The sequence below is a fragment of the Bradyrhizobium sp. Arg237L genome (genome assembly GCF_029990105.1).
Lineage (GTDB): Bacteria > Pseudomonadota > Alphaproteobacteria > Rhizobiales > Xanthobacteraceae > Bradyrhizobium.
In genome coordinates this window covers 36,849-55,241 of sequence record NZ_JAQMIL010000044.1, presented here as the reverse complement: position 1 = coordinate 55,241, position 18,393 = coordinate 36,849, and the positions used below count along the sequence as shown (strand labels likewise).

At 62.5% G+C, this 18,393-nt stretch carries 15 protein-coding genes and 1 tRNA gene; 5 read left to right on the top strand and 11 right to left on the bottom strand.

Going from position 1 to position 18,393, the window contains the following annotated elements; all coding sequences use genetic code 11:
• Positions 1–85: 85 nt before the first annotated feature.
• From OZ411_RS25095 to OZ411_RS25075, 5 genes are all read left to right on the top strand, one after another.
• Entirely contained in the window at positions 86–1,564 is a 1,479-nt protein-coding gene (locus tag OZ411_RS25095; RefSeq protein ID WP_130577787.1) for a HAMP domain-containing sensor histidine kinase, read from the top strand.
• Positions 1,565–1,756: 192 nt separating this feature from the next.
• Positions 1,757–1,833, top strand: a tRNA-Arg gene (locus OZ411_RS25090).
• Between the two features lie 359 nt (positions 1,834–2,192).
• The gene (locus OZ411_RS25085) at positions 2,193–2,639 is read left to right on the top strand and encodes a hypothetical protein (protein WP_282530103.1); all 447 of its coding nucleotides are present in this window, start codon (positions 2,193–2,195) and stop codon (positions 2,637–2,639) included.
• Between the two features lie 11 nt (positions 2,640–2,650).
• Positions 2,651–3,385, top strand: coding sequence for a hypothetical protein (locus OZ411_RS25080; protein WP_282530102.1), 735 nt, complete (start codon positions 2,651–2,653; stop codon positions 3,383–3,385).
• A 156-nt stretch (positions 3,386–3,541) separates the two neighbouring features.
• Entirely contained in the window at positions 3,542–3,898 is a 357-nt protein-coding gene (locus tag OZ411_RS25075) for a hypothetical protein (RefSeq protein WP_282530101.1), read from the top strand.
• A 274-nt stretch (positions 3,899–4,172) separates the two neighbouring features.
• Here the strand turns inward: OZ411_RS25075 and OZ411_RS25070 are convergent, their stop codons facing one another.
• From OZ411_RS25070 to OZ411_RS25020, 11 genes are all read right to left on the bottom strand, one after another.
• Positions 4,173–4,598: an OsmC family protein gene (locus OZ411_RS25070; protein WP_282530100.1), complete on the bottom strand. Its 426-nt coding sequence runs from the start codon at positions 4,596–4,598 to the stop codon at positions 4,173–4,175.
• A gap of 119 nt (positions 4,599–4,717) precedes the next feature.
• Positions 4,718–5,497, bottom strand: a complete 780-nt coding sequence (locus tag OZ411_RS25065; RefSeq protein WP_282530099.1) for an alpha/beta hydrolase — start codon at positions 5,495–5,497, stop codon at positions 4,718–4,720.
• Between the two features lie 193 nt (positions 5,498–5,690).
• Positions 5,691–6,755, bottom strand: a complete 1,065-nt coding sequence (locus OZ411_RS25060; protein ID WP_282530098.1) for a 2-dehydropantoate 2-reductase N-terminal domain-containing protein — start codon at positions 6,753–6,755, stop codon at positions 5,691–5,693.
• A gap of 213 nt (positions 6,756–6,968) precedes the next feature.
• Complete coding sequence (locus tag OZ411_RS25055) at positions 6,969–7,271, bottom strand: BA14K family protein (protein WP_282530097.1); 303 nt, start codon at positions 7,269–7,271, stop codon at positions 6,969–6,971.
• 785 nt (positions 7,272–8,056) lie between these two features.
• Positions 8,057–8,368, bottom strand: a complete 312-nt coding sequence (locus OZ411_RS25050; protein ID WP_282530096.1) for a BA14K family protein — start codon at positions 8,366–8,368, stop codon at positions 8,057–8,059.
• 9 nt (positions 8,369–8,377) lie between these two features.
• The gene (locus tag OZ411_RS25045; protein ID WP_282530095.1) at positions 8,378–8,674 is read right to left on the bottom strand and encodes a hypothetical protein; all 297 of its coding nucleotides are present in this window, start codon (positions 8,672–8,674) and stop codon (positions 8,378–8,380) included.
• 55 nt (positions 8,675–8,729) lie between these two features.
• Positions 8,730–10,187: an efflux transporter outer membrane subunit gene (locus OZ411_RS25040; protein WP_282530094.1), complete on the bottom strand. Its 1,458-nt coding sequence runs from the start codon at positions 10,185–10,187 to the stop codon at positions 8,730–8,732.
• An 85-nt stretch (positions 10,188–10,272) separates the two neighbouring features.
• Positions 10,273–13,560 (bottom strand): efflux RND transporter permease subunit, encoded by a 3,288-nt coding sequence (locus OZ411_RS25035; protein WP_282530093.1) that lies wholly within the window; start codon positions 13,558–13,560, stop codon positions 10,273–10,275.
• Between the two features lie 3 nt (positions 13,561–13,563).
• Positions 13,564–16,668, bottom strand: a complete 3,105-nt coding sequence (locus OZ411_RS25030) for an MdtB/MuxB family multidrug efflux RND transporter permease subunit (RefSeq protein ID WP_282530092.1) — start codon at positions 16,666–16,668, stop codon at positions 13,564–13,566.
• Entirely contained in the window at positions 16,665–17,888 is a 1,224-nt protein-coding gene (locus OZ411_RS25025; protein WP_282530091.1) for an MdtA/MuxA family multidrug efflux RND transporter periplasmic adaptor subunit, read from the bottom strand. The genes OZ411_RS25030 and OZ411_RS25025 overlap by 4 nt, the downstream gene beginning before the upstream one ends.
• Positions 17,889–18,132: 244 nt before the next feature.
• Positions 18,133–18,288 (bottom strand): hypothetical protein, encoded by a 156-nt coding sequence (locus tag OZ411_RS25020; RefSeq protein WP_282530090.1) that lies wholly within the window; start codon positions 18,286–18,288, stop codon positions 18,133–18,135.
• Positions 18,289–18,393: the final 105 nt, after the last annotated feature.

The following is an 18,393-nucleotide window of genomic DNA, read 5'->3' as shown; positions in this document are numbered from 1 at the left end:
GAACCGGCTTACATTAGCGATCCGTAATTTGACCGGCGATGGTGCACGGCAGCATGCTGAACATGCGCCAAAGAAGGCCTATATCGTGTCAGTGACCGACGATCAGCCGACGACGGAGAAGTCTCGGGCGCAGCCGGTTTACCGGCTTGGCCTGTCCGGCAAGCTTCTGCTGCTCACGATCCCCCTGGTGATGATCGCCGGGATGCTGATCTTTGTGCCCGCGATCGCCAACTTCCGGATCAACCGGCTGAACGACCGGCTGGCCGCGGCCAACACCGCGGCGCTGGTGCTCGATGCCGCGCCATCCGGCTACGTCCCGGAGTCGCTGGCGCGCCAGATCCTCACCAGCATCGGCGCCCGCGCGGTGGCGATCAAGATGGGCCAGCAGCGGCGACTGCTCGCCAGCGCCGACCTGCCGGCTGCGATCGACCATGACGTCGACCTGCGCGACATATCGGTGTGGTCGGCGATCGTCGATGCGTTCCAGATCATGCTGGAGCACGGCGACCAGACCATCCGCGTGGTCGGGCCGGCGCCGGGCCAAGCGCAGTTCATCGAGGTGGTGATCGACGAGAAGCCGCTGCGCCAGGCGATGTACCGCTTCTCACGCAACGTCCTGATCGTCGCGCTCCTGATCGCGGGCCTCACCGCGGGCCTGGTCTATCTCGCCCTGCATTATTTGTTCGTGCGTCCGATGCGGCGGCTGACCGCGAGCCTGATCGGTTTCCACGAAAACCCCGAAAGTTCGGCGCGAATCATCGTGCCGAGCCAACGTGGTGACGAGATCGGCGTCGCTGAGCGCGAGCTGTCCGACATGCAGCGCGACCTGGTCTCGATGCTGCATCAGAAGAGCCGGCTGGCGGCGCTGGGGCTCGCCGTCTCCAAGATCAACCACGATCTGCGCAACCTGCTTGCCTCCTCGCAGCTTCTGTCCGATCAGCTCGCAAGCGTCCCCGATCCCAGGGTGCAACGCTTCGCGCCGAAACTGCTGCGTTCGCTCGAGCGCGCGATCGCCTTCTGCCAGTCGACATTGTCCTACGGCCGCGCCCAGGAGGCCGCGCCCGACCGCCGCATGATCCTGGTCGAGCCCGTCGTCGTCGAGGTGCGCGAATCGGCAGGGCTTGCCTCGGATGCCTCGATCACCTGGATCAGCGCGATCGAGCGCGGGCTCGCGATCGACGCCGATCCGGACCAGCTATTCCGCGTGCTGCTCAACCTCGTGCGCAACGCGGCGCAGGCGCTGGAGAGCCGTCCGGCGACCGACGGCGGCGCCCAGCAGATCCGCATCACCGGTCGCCGCGAGGGGACGGTCGCGATCGTCGAGGTCTCCGACACCGGCCCCGGCGTTCCCCAGAAGACCCGCGATCACCTGTTCGAGGCGTTCCAGACGTCCGGCCGCCCCGGCGGCAGCGGGCTCGGCCTTGCGATCGCCGCCGAGCTGATCCGCGCCCATGACGGCGAGATCAACCTGGTCGAGGGCACCATCGGCGCCACCTTCCGCATCGCCATTCCCGACCGGCCGGTGGAACTCCAGATCATCCGCACCGAGCGCGCACGGGCCTGAGGCGTATGCCGCAATAGCCGGAAACTCCGGCTTTCACTGCCCGGGGCGCGCTTCCGGCCCAAATCAACCCAGAGAACCCCCACCCCAGACCTTGCCAACGGGATCGGGACCTTGTAGCTAGAGCGCTCTTTCGCTGATGCGTCCGAGCCTCCTCGGATGCACCTTGGGCTTTCACGCCCCTCACGCGAAAACGCGCCCGTAGCTCAGCTGGATAGAGCATCAGACTACGAATCTGAGGGTCGGACGTTCGAATCGTTCCGGGCGCGCCATTCGCACAAGCTCCTATTGGAAATCAAGAACTAACGCAGATACAACGCTTAGCTGCCGCGTGGTGGTCACAAGCGGTGGTGCTAATCGTGCGCGTATTGATGGGCGTTATCAAGGACAGGCCGGGACGTACTGTGCCCGCAAGACGGTGCCAGAGCAGCCCAAGGGTTTGCAGGCCCGCAGTTGCGCGCGAGCTGAACAACGGCAAGGCCGTGCAGACCCTAACGGAAAGTGCTCCGTTGGATGGCAGCGCTCTGGCGCTTGCACCGCCTTGGCTCATCCACCGGCGTGGCTGTGGTAGTCCCGTTGCTTCTCTATTTGCACGAGTGCTATCTGGGAACCCGCAAGAAAGGGGCACGGAATGGCACGCAAGGCAGGGGCGACTTCGGACACTATCACAGCCGCAAACGACAAGGTTGAGAAGGAGGTCGCACGGCGCAAGCGCACCGTACGCAGCTTCCCGGCCGCTCCGTTCGAGGACAGTATCGATTTTGTGAAGAGCATGTTCGAGTTCGGAAGCGGTGAAGCCGTGCGCAGGCTGTCGCTGTTCGACCATATCGGTAAGTCGCCAGACAGCGGCGCTAGCCGCATGTTGGTGACCAACGCGAACAAGTACGGGCTCATCAAAGGCAATTATGCCAGCGAAACGCTCGAATTGACGCAAGACGGTGTACGTACTGTTGACCCGCAGATACCAGCACGAGACCAGCTTCGTGCAAAAATCAAGCTATCGATAGAGGATATCGAGATTTTCGCGAAGCTCCATGAGCGATTGTTGGCCGGGCCTTACCAGCGAAGACCGCTCTAATCGATACGGCTATGGAACTGGGTGAAAGTAAAGACGCCGCCCCGGAGGCGGTTGAAACATTCATTCTTAATGCGCGATATGTCGGCCTGTTAGCGATGCTGTCGGGTGCTGAGCGTCTCGTCTCGAAAGACGCTGCGGTGGATGCTGTTCAGCAGCCCCCAGGACAGACGACGCTGGGAACGTCTTTGTCAGCCGGTCTACCACCAATAACGCCGCCATCGGCTGGCGCTGTCATCACCGCGGACCACGCCAAATTCGAAGCTACGTGCTTTTACATCAGTCCTATCGGCGCTGCTGACAGTGAGCACCGCCAGCACTCCGACCTGTTCATGGGCACACTCATCGAACCAGCCGTAGCGTCATTTGGGTTGTCACTGGTGCGTGCCGATCAGATAGATAAGCCGGGGATGATCACGAAGCAGATTATGGAATTTCTGGTCAAAGCCCGACTTGTAATTGTCGATATGTCCTATCACAATCCAAACGTCTTCTATGAGCTGGCAATTCGCCATATGATGCGACTGCCTATTGTACAGATTGTTCGGAAGGCGGACACGATACCATTCGACGTCAACCAGATGAGGACCGTCATCATCGACACGTCGGATATCTATTCGTTCGCGCCGCGCATTAGCACATATCAAACGGACATATCCTCTCACATAAGGCGAGCGCTCGAAGCTCCTGAAGCGGTTGAGACCCCAATATCCATTTTCTTTCCAACGCTTCGTGCGACGCTGGCATAGAGCCGCCAGCTGCTGCTGGTGTCAGCGGTGAAGGTCTGGCGTCACTAACAGGCGGCCTTAGACCTCTCCGAGACGCGGCTGCACAGAATTCATCAGGGGATTTGGGCCAACCGCGAGTTGCCGAATACTCTGGGTTCACGCTACTTCAGTCTGAAAATGGCCCTTGTTCGCCCGCGCTTAACTGAATTCCACGGCATCGACGTTGCCCAAGCCAACGTGGACTTCGCCATTCCCTTTCTTGAAGAGGATCTTCCCCTCTACGTTGACCCGTTCCTCCTCTGGAAGTCGCCCTCGTTGCAGGATCAATCACTGCACGGAGCCATGATCGCGGCGTTCAACCGTCTTGGAATGCTCTCGCAACGAGGGCAAACAGAGTTGGCTGTTCAGATCATCCAGCAGATGTCCGAATGCGAAGAAGTCGGACTGGGCGGTGCAGCGACGAAAAAGGGGAAGCGAATTAGTTTAGCTGTTGCGCAAGAGCCACCGCTGCGAGCAGAGTGTCTCGCCGCCTAGTGCAGGACTTGGTCGCTTCGCCGCGAAGCGGCTACTGTGCATGGGGTTGTTTTTGACTTTTTTGTTTTGGGGCACGAAAGCGGCAGGCTGAACCGGATCTCATCCGGCTCCTGCCCGCTACTTCATCAACCGCACGCCCTTGGTCGTGAAGCGCTGCGTCTTGCCGCCCGGGCGCATGGGACGCTTCGCCGTTATTCGATACAAAACCGCAAGCACTCGATTCCCTGCATGATCGCTGTCGGTGCGAGGTGAATCGTTATGCGATCATGCAGCCTCACGAAACGAGTGTGGCACTAAAATCAATCTCAACCTTCATCAGTTTGGAGACGGGGCAGCCGGCTTTTGCGCTTGCGGCGATGGACTGGAACGTGTCGTGGTCGATGCCCGGTATCTTCGCCGTGGTGGTGAGATGCGCCGAGGTGATTGAAAAACCGTCCCCGTCCTTCTCGATGCTGATCTCTGATTTGCTGTCCACGTGCTCCGGCACGAAATTCGCCTGACCGAGCTGCCTGACGAATGACATGGTGAAGCACGCGGCATGCGCTGCACCCAACAACTCCTCTGGATTGGTACCCGGCTTCTCGCCGTAGCGGCTGAAGAAGGTGTAGGGATGGTTGTCCAGCGCGTGGCTCTCGGTCGAGACCGAACCCTTGCCTTCGCGCAGGCTGCCATTCCAGGCGGCGGATCCGAAACGTTTCATCGTTCTCTACTCCTTTCCTGTTGTGCATGCCCTGCAGCTGACGAGCGCGTCAGCACCGCCGCTCGTCTCTTCCCGGTCTCGATCATGTCGAGAGCGCGGCCATCCCAGACGTGCTCACCTCATGGGCGTTGGCCGGCAGCCTCCAGGATCAGTTGCGTAATTTCATCAGGTTGAGAGATAAGCGACAGGTGACTCGCCTTGACCTCTATGGTCTTGGCTCCCATGCGCTTGGCCATGAATCGTTCGAGGTCCGGATTGATCGTGCGGTCCTCGGTCGAGACGGCGTAGTAGCTCGGCTTTGATCGCCACGCAGCGTTCGTGGTCTTGCCGCTGAGCAATGCCTTGTGGAACGGCTGCTGGACCGCATAGAGCACCTTGGCCTTCGCCTCCGGCAGGTCGCCCGCGAAATCGCGCAGGAAAGCCTCCTCGGAGAGTCGTCCTTCATCGCCGTCGAACAGGATGCCGGCCGTCGCGGGCGGGGTCGGATAGGCCTTCGCGAGCGCGGTGTAGTCCTCGCCGGCATCCGGCGCGCGCGCCGCCACATAGACCAGCGCCGACACGTTCGGATGCACGCCGGCCTCGGTGACGATCATGCCGGAAAAGGAATGGCCGACCAGAACCGTCGGGCCGTCCTGCCGAGCCAGCACGCGCTCGGCTGACGCGACCGCTTCGGGCAGCGTGGTCAGCGGATTCTGCACGGAGGTGACGTTGAGGCCGGCCTTCTGCAATCGCGCGATCACCTCCGACCAGCACGAGCCGTCGGCGAACAGTCCATGCACGAGCACGACGTTGCGCGCCTTCGGCGGGGTTGCGTTTGCGGCCATGCCGCGAGTGGAGATCAGCGAGGCCGCTGCGCCGGCAAGCAGAGCGGTCGAAAAAGCTCGTCTGTTCATCGTCATGATGCTCTTCCTTTGACCACGAGGGGATTGTCTTGAGGGCGCGGAATGGCCGCGCGGTTTCAAGCAGTCCCAGCGTGAACACACAGTGATGCCGCCGCGCGCGAAGGCCTCGCGGTCGTTCTCGATGCTGTAGTGGCCGTGAAGATAGTTGACCGCGAAACGGAAAGATTTCTGGATCGCACGGAGCAGCACGTCACAGCGCGCTGGATCCGCCCTCCACGATCTTCTCATTCAGCTTCTGATCTACGATCTGGACCGTACGATCGATCTCGGCATTGGGCGCGCCAAGCTGATGCGAAATCAGCTTCACGAGCAGGTCGACCCGCTCGATGAAGGGCGCTCCGCTCGCCACCGCGCGCGCCGCCGATGAGGGCTTGAGAAGGCTTTCCGCCGCTTTGGCGTATTTCTCGAACGGCACCTGATCCTTCGGGTCGGCTCCCAGACGCCGGGCTATTGCATCGACATGCTCGTAGATCGACTGCGAGCGCTTCAGATCGGCGTGCACCGCGTCGCGGATCGATTGCGGCTCCTGCGGCGTGATGCAGCGGTAATTGCCGGTCAACAGCATCGACCATTTGGCCAGCGGGACGAACAGCGAGTTGAACACTTTGAGCTTCACCGGAACGTCCTGGCCATCCAGCTTCACCGCGTCGATGTCCGCCTCCAGCTCGCGAAGCAGCCGGTTATGCGTCTCATCCGCAAATGCCGCTGCCTTGAAGTTTGTCGGCAGTCCGACGTGAAGGACATTCGCCGCCTCGTCCGGTGGGCGGAAGGCCTGCGGATCAGGCGAGCAGAGCGACACGAGTCCCGGCTTGAAGCGTTCCCACACCTGGGCATTGGTGTAGGCCTCTTCGAGATCCATGTCCGCCAGCGCCGGAATCCGTTTGAGATAGGGCAACGGCGGCATGTTCATGATCGAAAGGCAAGGCAGCTTCGCCTCGGCGATTTTGATCATCAGAACCCGGATCGTATGGTTGGTGTATTGCGGCTCCTGCATGGCAAGGCCAACCAGATCGTAACGGGAGAGGTCGACGTCTGCGGGCGGTGCCGCGTCCAAGGTCCCGGGTAGATCGCGCGAGAAGATCGACCGGTGCGTCGGCTCGTCACGCAGCTTGATGCGAACCTCGGTACCGTCGCGATTGATGAGCTCTGCCGTCTTCTTCCGACAAACCAGCGTCACGTTGTGACCGGCCATCAGCAGCTTCGTCGCGAGCAATGAGCCGTACGAGGCTCCCAGGATCAGAATGTTGCGCGCCATGTCCCTCTCCTAAGGTTTCCTCCAACGCCCCAACCCAAGCCAGTCTCGAATTTTCGGGTATCCGCTTGGGCGAAGGAACGGCGCAGGCCGGACCTCTACATCACACGGGGACAGCCTCTTCGGGCAAGGAGCATACTTGTCTACCGCCAATTGATGGGCATTACAATCGCACAGCGGCTCCTGGTTTCAGACCGCAGAAGCAGAAGAGGGTCATCACTCGCACCGATAGCGATGACCGTCGCGGCCAAGGAATGTGCCGGTCGCGGGATTGTACGAGCGGTGGCGCTGCGCGCAGGTGTCGATGCCGCTGGCCTCTTCGTTATAGTATTGCAGAGCAGAAGGCGGCTCTGACTCCAGTCTGGCCGCGGGCGTCGGCGCGCCGCCGTTCAGAATGTCTGCATTGGGATGATAGAACGCGTACAGTCCGGGCTCCTGGATGGCCGCCTGAGCGAATACTGGCGTTGCGGCTGTTGCCGATAGCAGCACGGCGGCCGCGAGGATCTTGAGTGAGGTCATCGAAATTCTCCATCGATCGATACGAAAGCTCGATCGGGGCGCGCAGGTCCGCATGGCGCACCGCTAGGCGGTGCGCGCCGTCAAATACGAGTTTCTCGTATTGGGGTTGTCCGAATGCTCGGAGCTTTCGATTCAAGATCTAAGCGGCCTGCGCGCGCATCCCACTAAATTCTGCTTTACGATTCCTCAACTCGGGTTGACGGCGGGAACGTGAGAGATCGCCAACAGGATACGTGGCGCGACTATCATCACGAAGCAGCGAAACGCGAGCGAAACGCTTTCAGTAGCCAGAGATTTCTTGTGCCGGTTGTGCCGCGTTCCTAAACGCGAATTTAGTGGGAGCGACGAGAAAGAGCCCCACCTTTCTCTGTGTAACGTTCTTTATGTCACCACTCGAAAGGACAAAGCCATGAAAGTCGCAATGGTAGCATTGGTCGCTGCGTCCATGCTCTCAAGCACATACGCCTTTGCCAATACGGCGCGTCATGAACCGATGGTCAGGAGCTATCCTATATATAGAGAGGCCGCTCCGCCGGTTGTCTTGCATCCGAACTACGGCAATCCGAACGGAGATCCGGATGGTCCGACCACGTTGAGCGGTACCGGCGATTCTCAATTCGGTGGCTCGTCGCCCGGCACCAGCGGTTACAACTAAGTGAAAGCCGTAGTTGATCGGGCTTTGCTTGAAAGCCCAAGGTAACGACGCGCGAACCTCGCGCGTCGTTGAAGTGGCGCGAGACGGCGTTACATCGATCGCTTGATCGATAGCTGAAGTGACGTCGAGATCACTTCTTCGATCGTCTGCTGCGGCTAACGGTGCCGAACACGACTTGCGATGGATAAGGAGAAGCCGAGCGCTGAGGCGTGCTCTCGAGAAAGCCTGCGGCGCCGATCCACGCAACATTAGGCTGCGCGGCAAAATTGCCCGGAAACACGCCATTGGTCGGGAAGTCGCGATTATCATTGCGGTTGTCATAGAACCAGCCGCTCGTCTGGCCGTATCGTATGACGCGATACCCAAACTCGGTCGCCGATCCCGGCGAGATAGGGATCGCTGCCAGGATCGCCGCGCAAATTACGATCTTCAATCTACCCATTGGCTTTCCTTATGGCCGGATCGTGCCCCAGTCGCCCTTCCAACCCGCAAGCTTTCCGTTGCGAAACTGCAGATAGAGCCCGTCGCTTCGGCTCGCGAATGCGCTTCCCTTGACATTGGGCAGCGCCAGATAGAGTTCGCTGCCGCGGCGCCCTCGCACATAGGTCAAGGGCACGCCGAGCGTGCCAGCGACCTCATCGAGCTTCATCCCAAACCGAAGCGAGGGCGCGCTTTGCTGTGCAGCCGCTGACGCTGCTTCGAGTGCTGCCAGAGCGAGCGCCATCACAAGCAAGCCGGTTTTCTTCATCCGATACACCCATTTGCGGCACGGCAAACGCAAACCAATGCGGCGAAGGCGGACATCATTGTAGCGAGACCAACGTCCCGGCCGGCGTCCAGCCGCCGCCGAGCGCCTGAAACAGACTGCTTGCCGCCAACAATTTCGAGAGCCGCACCTGAACCAGCGTAATTTCCGCGGTGAAGAGCGTCTGTTCGGCCTGCAGGACCGTAATCAGATTGATCGTCCCGCCCCGCAATTGCTTCTCCGCCACATCGAACGCCGTTTGTGAGCTCGCAACGACCTGCGCTTGCAGCCGCTCCTGCAGCGTGAACTTTTGCAACGCAATGAGCGCCTTCTCGACATCGGAGAATGCCGACAGAACCGCCTTGCGATAGGCCTGCAGGTTCTGAAGCTGCACGCCCTTCGCCTGCTTCAACTGGCTCTCGAGCAAGAAGCCGTCGAAAATCGGTTGCGCGAGGCTGGCCGTAAGGGTGGAGAACGCCGCCCCTGGCGTGAACAGCGAGGCCAGCGCGCTGCTCTGGAATCCGCCGGTGCCGGTGAGCTGGATCTGCGGAAAGAATGCCGCGCGAGCCTGCTCGACGCTGAAGTTCGATGCCGCAAGCAGCGCCTCTGCCTGGCGGATGTCCGGCCGTTGGTAAAGCAGTTCCGATGGCAGGCCGGGGGTCACCCGAGGCACCTTGATGCGGCTGGTGGATCCGCCCCGCACCGTGAAGTTCGCCGGTGCTCGTCCAACAAGCACCGCGAGCGCGGCAATGTTCTGACCGATGGTGACTTCGAGAGGCGGAATCGCCGCCCGCTGCGTTCCTGCCAGCGCCTCCTGTTGCGAAACGTCGAGCTGCGAGGCCGTTCCGCCGGCGAACTGCGTCTTGATCAGCGCAAGGATTCGCTCGGCCGCTGCGAGGTTCTGGCGCGTCACCCGCAACTCGTCCTGCGCCGCTAGAATCTGGAAGTACGTGTTGGCCACCGTGACGATCGCGGTCAGCGTGACCACCTCGCGATTATATCTCGATGCCGTCGCGCTTTCTTCCGCTGCAAGGAGGGCTGCCTGGTTCTTGCCCCAGAAGTCGAGCATGTAGCTCGCAGTCAGGCTGGTGCTGAATTGCGAGAAGTTCGAACTTCCGCCGCCGCGTCCGCCTCCGGTCCCGGTGACGCCCCCGCCAAGGTTGCTGCTGCTGGCGCTGCTTGTGGAGCCGAAATGCGCGCGCTCGGCGCTGGCTGCTCCGGTTAGCGACGGCAATAGCGGCGAACCCGCCACGCCCACCTGGGCGTCGGCCTGCACGACCTGGGCGACCGCAACTGCAACGTCGAGATTGCTGATCTGCGCCGCGTCCATCAGCGACGTCAGTTCGCCGGAGCCGAAGCCGCGCCACCAGTCCAGGACCGGGACCGCGGCATCGGGACTCGCCGAACTTGCCGCGCGATATTTCTCCGGCACTTCGAGATTGAGCTCGGGCCGTTCCGATCCCAGGATGCAGCCGGACAAGCCGGGGCCGAGCGCGAGTGCGATCAAAGCGGACATCGCGCGGATGCGACCGTCCCCCCACGGCAAAATCGCCCGGGCCAGACTTCGGTGTCGGACGCGTACCACCGGGGATTTCGACATCTCACTCGCCTGGCTGCAGTGAGGACTTTGGCAGGTTGGGAGGCGCATTGCCCCTTCGACGTTGGCCCCAGAGCCGGAACCTGTCCAGATACAAATAGATCACAGGTGTCGAATAAAGTGTCAGCATCTGGCTGAGGATGAGGCCGCCCACGATGGCAATGCCGAGCGGCTGGCGTAATTCGCCGCCCTCGCCCATTCCGATGGCAAGCGGCACCGCGCCGAGCAGTGCGGCCATGGTCGTCATCATGATCGGGCGGAACCGGAGCAGGCAGGCTTCGCGAATGGCCTCGAGCGGATCGAGGCCGCGCTTGCGTTCGGCGTCAAGCGCAAAGTCGATCATCATGATCGCGTTCTTCTTGACGATGCCGATCAGCAGGATCACGCCGATCAGCGCCATGATGCTGAACTCGGTGCGGAACGCGATCAGGGCCAGCAGCGCGCCCACGCCGGCCGACGGCAGCGTCGAGAGGATGGTCAGGGGATGGATGTAGCTCTCATAGAGCACGCCGAGCACGATATAGATCGTCACCAAAGCGGCCAGGATGAGCAGCGGCTGATTGCTGAGCGAATCCTGGAAGACCTTTGCCGTGCCCTGGAAGGTGCCGCGGATCGTCGCGGGCACGCCGATCCGGTTCATGGTGGCCTCGATGGTGCTGACGGCGCTGCCGAGTGACACGTTGGGAGGCAGGTTGAAGGAGATCGTGTTGGCGACGAGAAGTCCCTGATGGTTGACGGAGAGCGGCGTTGCGCCCCGACCGAAATGCGCGACCGCTGAAAGCGGGATCATCGTTTCGCTGCTGGTGCTGACCGCCGCGCCGGTCGAGGCCACACCTTTGCCGGTCGACCCGATCGAATTGGTTGCAAGATTGCGTGCGGCCTGTGCGTTGGCCGAGTTGGCCGCGCTTGATATTCCAGGCGCCACCACCGTTCCCGCCACCGCGTTGGTCGCCTGCGAGCCGCCGACCGAGCCGCCCGAGGTGCTGATATAGACGTCCTTGAGCGTCTCCGGATTCTGCCAGTAGGACGGCGCCACCTCCATGATCACGTGATACTGGTTGCGCGCGACATAGATGGTCGAGACCTGGCGCTGGCCGAACGCGTCATAGAGCGTGTTGTCGATCTGGCTGACGGTGATTCCGAGCCGCGCCGCGGCGTCGCGATCGATGACCAGGTTGGATTCGAGCCCCTTGTCCTGCTGGTCGCTGTTGACGTCGGCGAGATTGGACTCGCGCTGCAGCGCCGCCGTGATCTTCGGCGTCCATTCGTTGAGCTCTTCCAGCGTCGGGCTTTGCAGCGTGTACTGGTACTGCGCGCTGGATACCCGTCCCCCGACGCGGATGTCCTGCACCGACTGCAGGAACAGGGTCGCCCCGGGCACAGTGGCGAGCTCGCGCCGTAGCCGCGCGATCACCTGGTCGGCGCCGACTTTGCGCTGGTCGAGCGGGCGCAGCGAGACGAAAACGAAACCGGAATTGGTCTGGTTGCTGCCGGTGAATCCGACGACGGCCTCCACCGCGGGATCGTGCTTGATGATGGTGACGAACTGCGTCAGCTTCTGCTGCATCAACTGGAACGAAATGCTCTGGTCCGCCTGGATCGAGCCGACCAGCCGTCCGGTGTCTTGCTGGGGGAAGAAGCCCTTGGGGATCACGCCGTAGAGATAGAAGTTGAGCCCCAGCACCGCGGCAAGGATCAGCATCACGGATCTCGGGTGCGCGAGTGCGGCCGAGAGCGTCCGCCGATAGAAGCTGAGCATCGCTTCGAAAAAGCGCTCGCTGGCGCGATAGAGCCAGCCGTGTGCCCGGTTGCTTTCCCGGCGCAGCAGCACCGAGCACATCATCGGCGTGGTCGCGAGCGAGACCGCAAGCGAGATCAGGATGGAGATCGAGATCGTCATCGCGAATTCGCGGAACAGCCGGCCGACGATGCCGCCCATCAGCAGGATCGGGATGAACACCGCGATCAGCGAGATGCTCATCGAAAGCACGGTGAAGCCGACCTCGCCCGCGCCCTTCAGCGCCGCCTCAAACGGCGACATCCCGTGCTCGATATAGCGGGTAACGTTTTCGAGCACGACGATGGCGTCGTCGACGACAAAGCCGGTCGCCACCGTCAGCGCCATCAGCGACAGATTGTCGAGGCTGTAGCCGACGAGATACATGACGCCGAAAGTTGCGACCAGCGACACCGAGACCGCGACCACTGGGATCAGCGTCGCACGGGCGTTGCGCAGGAACGAGAACACCACGAGGATCACCAGCAGCACGGCAAGGACCAGGGTCCGCTCGACGTCATGCAGCGAGGTGCGGATGGTGGTCGAGCGGTCGACCGCCAGACCGATGTCGATCGCGGGCGAGACCGAGGCCCTGAGCTGGGGCATCAGCGCCTTGACCAGATCGACCGTGCTGATGATGTTGGCATTCGGCTGCCGGTACAGGATGATCAGGACGGCGGGCTTGCCGTTGGCGAGGCCGGCATTGCGCAAATTCTCTACGGAATCGGTGACCTCCCCGACATCGGAAAGATGCACGGCCGCGCCATTGCGATAGGCGATGACCATTGACTTGTAGTCGTCGGCCTTGTTGGCCTGGTCGTTGGCGTAGATCTGGTAGCGCCGCTCGCCGACGTCGATCCCACCCTTGGGGCTGTGCGCATTGGCGCTGGCGAGCGCGGCGCGCACGTCCTCGAGCCCGATGCCGTATTTGTAGAGCGCCTGCGGAACGAGGTCGACGCGCACCGCAGGCAGCGAGCTGCCACCGACCACGACCTCGCCGATCCCTTCGACCTGCGAAAGCTTTTGCGCCAGCACGGTGGAGGCGGCGTCATAGAGGTCGCCGCGCGTGAGCGTGTCGGAGGTCAGCGTCAGGATCAGGATCGGCGCGTCGGCGGGGTTGACCTTGCGGTAGGTCGGATTGCTGCGCAGGCTGGTCGGAAGGTCGGCGCGGGCGGCGTTGATCGCGGCCTGCACGTCGCGCGCCGCGCCGTTGATGTCGCGGTTCAGCCCGAACTGCAGGGTGATGCGCGTCGAGCCCACTGTGCTTTGCGAGGTCATCTCGGTGACGTCGGCGATCTGGCCGAGATGGCGCTCGAGCGGGCTTGCGACCGTGGTCGCGACATCCTCGGGGCTCGCGCCCGGTAGCGTCGCCTGCACCGCGATGGTCGGGAAGTCGACCTGCGGCAGCGGCGAGACCGGTAGCTTGAAGAACGCCACCATGCCCGCCGCCGCAAGCCCGAAGGTCAAGAGCGTGGTCGCGACCGGCCGGCGGATGAAGGGCGTTGCCGGGTCCATGGCTCAGTGGGCTCCGCGTGTTTCGCGGGCACCGCCGGGCCCTCCGGCAAGCCGCACGGCGAGGCGGTCGAACCACAGATAGATCACGGGCGTCGTGAACAAGGTGAGCAACTGGCTGACCAGAAGGCCGCCGACGATGGAAATGCCGAGCGGATGCCTGAGTTCCGATCCGGCGCCGGTTCCGAGCATCAGCGGCAGCGCACCGAGCACCGCGGCCATGGTGGTCATGATGATCGGCCGGAATCGCAGCAGGCAGGCCTGGTAGATCGCCTCGCGCGGCGACCTGCCTTCGTTGCGTTCGGCATCGAGCGCGAAGTCGATCATCATGATCGCGTTCTTCTTGACGATGCCGATCAGCAGGATGATGCCGATGATCGCGACGATCGTCAGGTCCTGCCCCGCCATCATCAACGCGAGCAATGCGCCGATCCCGGCTGAAGGCAGCGTCGAGAGAATCGTCAGCGGGTGGATGAAGCTCTCATAGAGCACGCCCAGCACGATATAGACCGTGACGATCGCGGCCAGGATCAGGAACAGTTGGTTCGAGAGCGAGGATTGAAAGGCGAGCGCCGCACCCTGGAAGCTCGTGATGATGCCGAGCGGCTGGCCGATATCGATCTGCGCCTGCTTGACGGCGGCGACCGCCTCTCCGAGCGAGGCATCGGGCGCCAGGTTGAACGATATGGTGGCCGAGGGGAACTGGCCGAGATGCGAAACCTGGAGCGGCGCGATGTCCTCGTGGATCTTGGCGAGCACCGGCAACGGCACCGGCGCGCCTCCGACCGAGGAGGGCAGGTAGATCGACGACAGCGATTGCAGGGAGGTCTGCAGCGTCGGATCGGCTTCCAGGATCACCCGGTACTGGTTTGAATTGGTGAACACCGTCGAGACGATGCGTTGGCCGAAGGAGTCATAGAGCGCATTGTCGACGGTCGCGGGCGTGATCCCGAACCGCGCTGCCTGCTCGCGGTCGATGTCGACAAAGACTGCAAGTCCCTTGGTGGAAATATCGGTCGAGACATCGGTGAACGCGGGAAGCCGCCGCAATCTGTCGACGAGCTTCGGAGCCCATTCGGCGAGCTGGGCCGGATCGGCATCCTGCAGGATGAACTGATATTGCGCCTTGCTGACGGTGCCTTCGATGGTCAGATCCTGCACCGGCTGCATATAGAGCGTGACGCCGGTCAGCGATGCCGTGCTGTCCTTGAGACGGCGCATGACGGTCGCGATATCGGACTTCCGCTGATTATGCGGCTTTAAGTTGATCAGGATGCGGCCGCTGTTGAGCGTGGTGTTGGTGCCGTCGACGCCGATGAAGGAAGAGAGACTCTCGACGTCGGGATCGCGGAGGATGACGTCGGCCAGTTGCTGCTGCCGCTCGGCCATCGCGGCGTATGAGACCGATTGCGGCGCTTCCGAAATCGCCTGGATGACGCCGGTATCCTGCAGCGGAAAGAATCCCTTGGGGATGGCGACATAGAGCAGGGCGGTCAGGCCGAAGGTGGCGAGCGCCACCAGCAGCACCAGGGTCTGGTGGTCCAGCACCCAGTTCAGCATCCGGGCATAGATCGCGATGACGTGATCGAAGCCTTCGCGGCTCAGACGCTGGAGCATGTTCTCATGCGCCTCGCCTTCCGCCTTCAGTTTGGCGCAGGCCATAGGCACAAGCGTCAAGGACACCACGGCGGAGATCAGGATGGTGACCGACAGCGTGATGGCGAACTCGCGGAACAGGCGGCCGACCACGTCACCCATGAACAGCAGCGGAATCAGCACCGCGATCAGCGACACCGTCAGCGAGATGATCGTGAAGCCGATCTGCTCGGAGCCGCGGAGCGCAGCCTGCAGCGGCGCTTCGCCTTCCTCGATGTAGCGGGAGATGTTCTCGATGACGACGATCGCGTCGTCGACCACGAAGCCGGTCGCGATCGTGAGCGCCATCAGGGACAGATTGTTGAGGCTGAAGCCGAACAGGTACATGGCTCCCAGGGTGCCGACCAGCGAGAGCGGCACGGAGAGGCTTGGGATCAGCGTCGCGCGCGGACTGCGCAGGAACACGAAGATCACCAGCACGACCAGCACGACTGCGAGCGAGAGCTCGTATTCCACGTCCCTGACCGAGGCACGGATGGTCACGGTGCGGTCGGTCAGGATGTTCAGGTCGATGCTGGCGGGCAAGGCCGCCTGCAACTGCGGCAACACCGCCTTGATCCCTTCGACCACCGAGATGACGTTGGCCCCAGGCTGGCGTTGGATGTTGAGGATGATCGCGGGCGTCGTATTCATCCAGGCGCCGAGCTTGTCGTTCTCGGCGCCGTCGATGACGTCGCCGATGTCGCTGAGACGGACCGGGGAGCCGTTCTTGTAGGCCACGATCAGGGATTTGTAGCCACCGGCACCGCGGATCTGGTCGTTGGCGTTGATGGTGTAGGACCGCATCGCGCCGTCAAAATTGCCCTTGGGCGTGTTGACGTTGGCATTGCCGAGGGTGGTGCGCAGGTCGTCGATATTGAGGCCATAGGCCGCGAGCTTGCGAATGTCGGCGCGGACGCGGACCGCCGGCCGCTGGCCGCCGCTGATGCTGACGAGGCCTACTCCCGGAAACTGCGAGATCTTCTGCGCCAGGCGCGTGTAGACGAAATCCTGGACCTGCGTCAGCGGCATGGTCTTCGACGTCAGGCCAAGGGTCAGGATCGGGGCATCGGCCGGATTGACCTTGGCATAGATCGGCGGCGCCGGAAGATCTGACGGCAGCAGATTGCCGGCGGCATTGATGGCGGCCTGCACCTCCTGCTCGGCGACATCGAGCGAGATCGTCAATCCGAACTGCAGCGTGATGACGGAGGCACCGGCCGAACTGACCGAACTCATCTGGCTGAGGTTCGGCATCTGGCCGAACTGCACCTCCAGTGGCGCCGTGACGGACGACGTCATCACGTCGGGACTGGCGCCGGGATAGAAGGTCTGGACCTGGATCGTCGGGTAATCGACCTCGGGCAGGGCGGCGACGGGCAGGAAGCGGAACGCCAGCATCCCCGACAGCATGATGGCGATCATCAGCAGCGTTGTCGCCACCGGTCTCTGGATGAATGGTCGGGACGGGTTCATTGGTGCCCGTTTCCGGAGCGCTGCCCGTTGCCGCCCACCGCTTTTGAATCTGTCGGCTTGGCCGCAGCGGCCGACTCGCCCGCTCCCGTCGGAGGTCGAATGACGATCCTGGCGCCTTCCCGCAGCTTGTCGGCGCCATCGATCACGATGCGGTCGCCGGGGGAAAGCCCGGACTGAACCTCGACCCGGTCGCCGTCAGTGACGCCAAGCTTGACGGGGCGCACCGAGACCGTGCTGTCGCTGTTGACGAGATAGACGAAGGTGCCGGGCGTGCCGCGCTGGATGCCGGCCGTCGACATCGTCGTCACGTCCTTGTGGGTGTCCAGCAAGAGACGTACGTTGACGAACTGATTGGGATACAGCGTCCGCGCTTCGTTCGAGAATTGCGCGCGCAGCTTGATCGTGCCGGTGGTCGGATCGATCTGGCTGTCGAAGGTCTGCAGCGCCCCGCTGGCGAGTTTGTTGGTGCCGCTCCGATCGTAGGCCGCAGCCGGCAGCACCGCCCCCTCGCGGAGCCGCCTGGCGATCGCCTGAAGCTGGTCCTCCGGGAGTGTGAACAGGACGCTGATCGGCTGCAGTTGCGTGATCACCACGATGCCGGTGGCATCACCAGGGGTAACGTAGTTGCCCTGATCGACCTGCCGCAATCCGACGCGCCCATCCAGCGGCGACAGGATGTGGCAATAGCGCAGGTTCACTTCGGCGGCCTGCACCGAGGCGCGGTCCGCTTCGACCGTGCCTTCGTCCTGAGCGACCAGGGCTATCTGTGTGTCGAGCTGCTGATGCGGCACGGCGTTCTGCTTCGCCAGGCCCTGGTAGCGGGCAAGATCGACCTGGGCGCCCTTCAACATGGCTTGGTCGCGCGCAAGCTGCCCCTTGGCCTGGGCAAGCGCCGCCTCGAACGGGCGGGAGTCGATCTCCGCGATGAGATCACCCTTCTTGACCTCATCGCCTTCCTTGAACGCGATGCGGGTCAGATATCCGCTGATCTGGCTTCTGATCGTGACGGTGGCGAGTGAAGAGACGGTGCCGAGCCCATTGAGGTTGATCCCGATATCACCCTTGCCGACAGTCTCGGCGACAACAGACATCGGCGGGGCGGTTCGCCGGCCGGCTGTTTCCTGTGGGGTGCCTGCCGGCTTCGTCCACCAGACGATGCCGGCACCCAGCAGGAGGATAACGGCGATCGCGAACCCAATGCGCCCGCGAGCCGGGCGCATGATTTTTTTCCCAGGCGCAATCGAAGGGGGTGGCGTCGACTTCCTTAGCTGCTGATCCATGGGTCACCTGCGAAAGCGCATGAACGAACCCGTGTGGGGCGCATATCGCCGCAGCCCGGTTCCTGCAACATTTCCAGGTCGACATATTGAACGATTAAGGGCCAGAAAGCCCATTAACATTCGGTAGGGCGGCTCAACAAAGTCCGATGGTTCCGCGCGCTCGGCGGCAATCGGCGGCCTCAGCCTAATTCTTGGCCGGATCGGCGTGCGACGCCATTTCGGCCCGCCGCTCATAGCTCTCGGCAAGAACCTTGAGACGATCGGCGACCGCCTGGTCGCTCACGCTTTCCGCCACCCGGCGCAAGGTCTGCGCTGGGCTCGAAAATTCCTTGCTCGGCATACTCAACTCCGCAACTCATGGTTTCAAACAATTATGTAGGTGCGCGGTGCACGATGCGAATTCACAAAGTCGGGAGTTTGGTCGCGTTGCAGCAGACGCGCATAG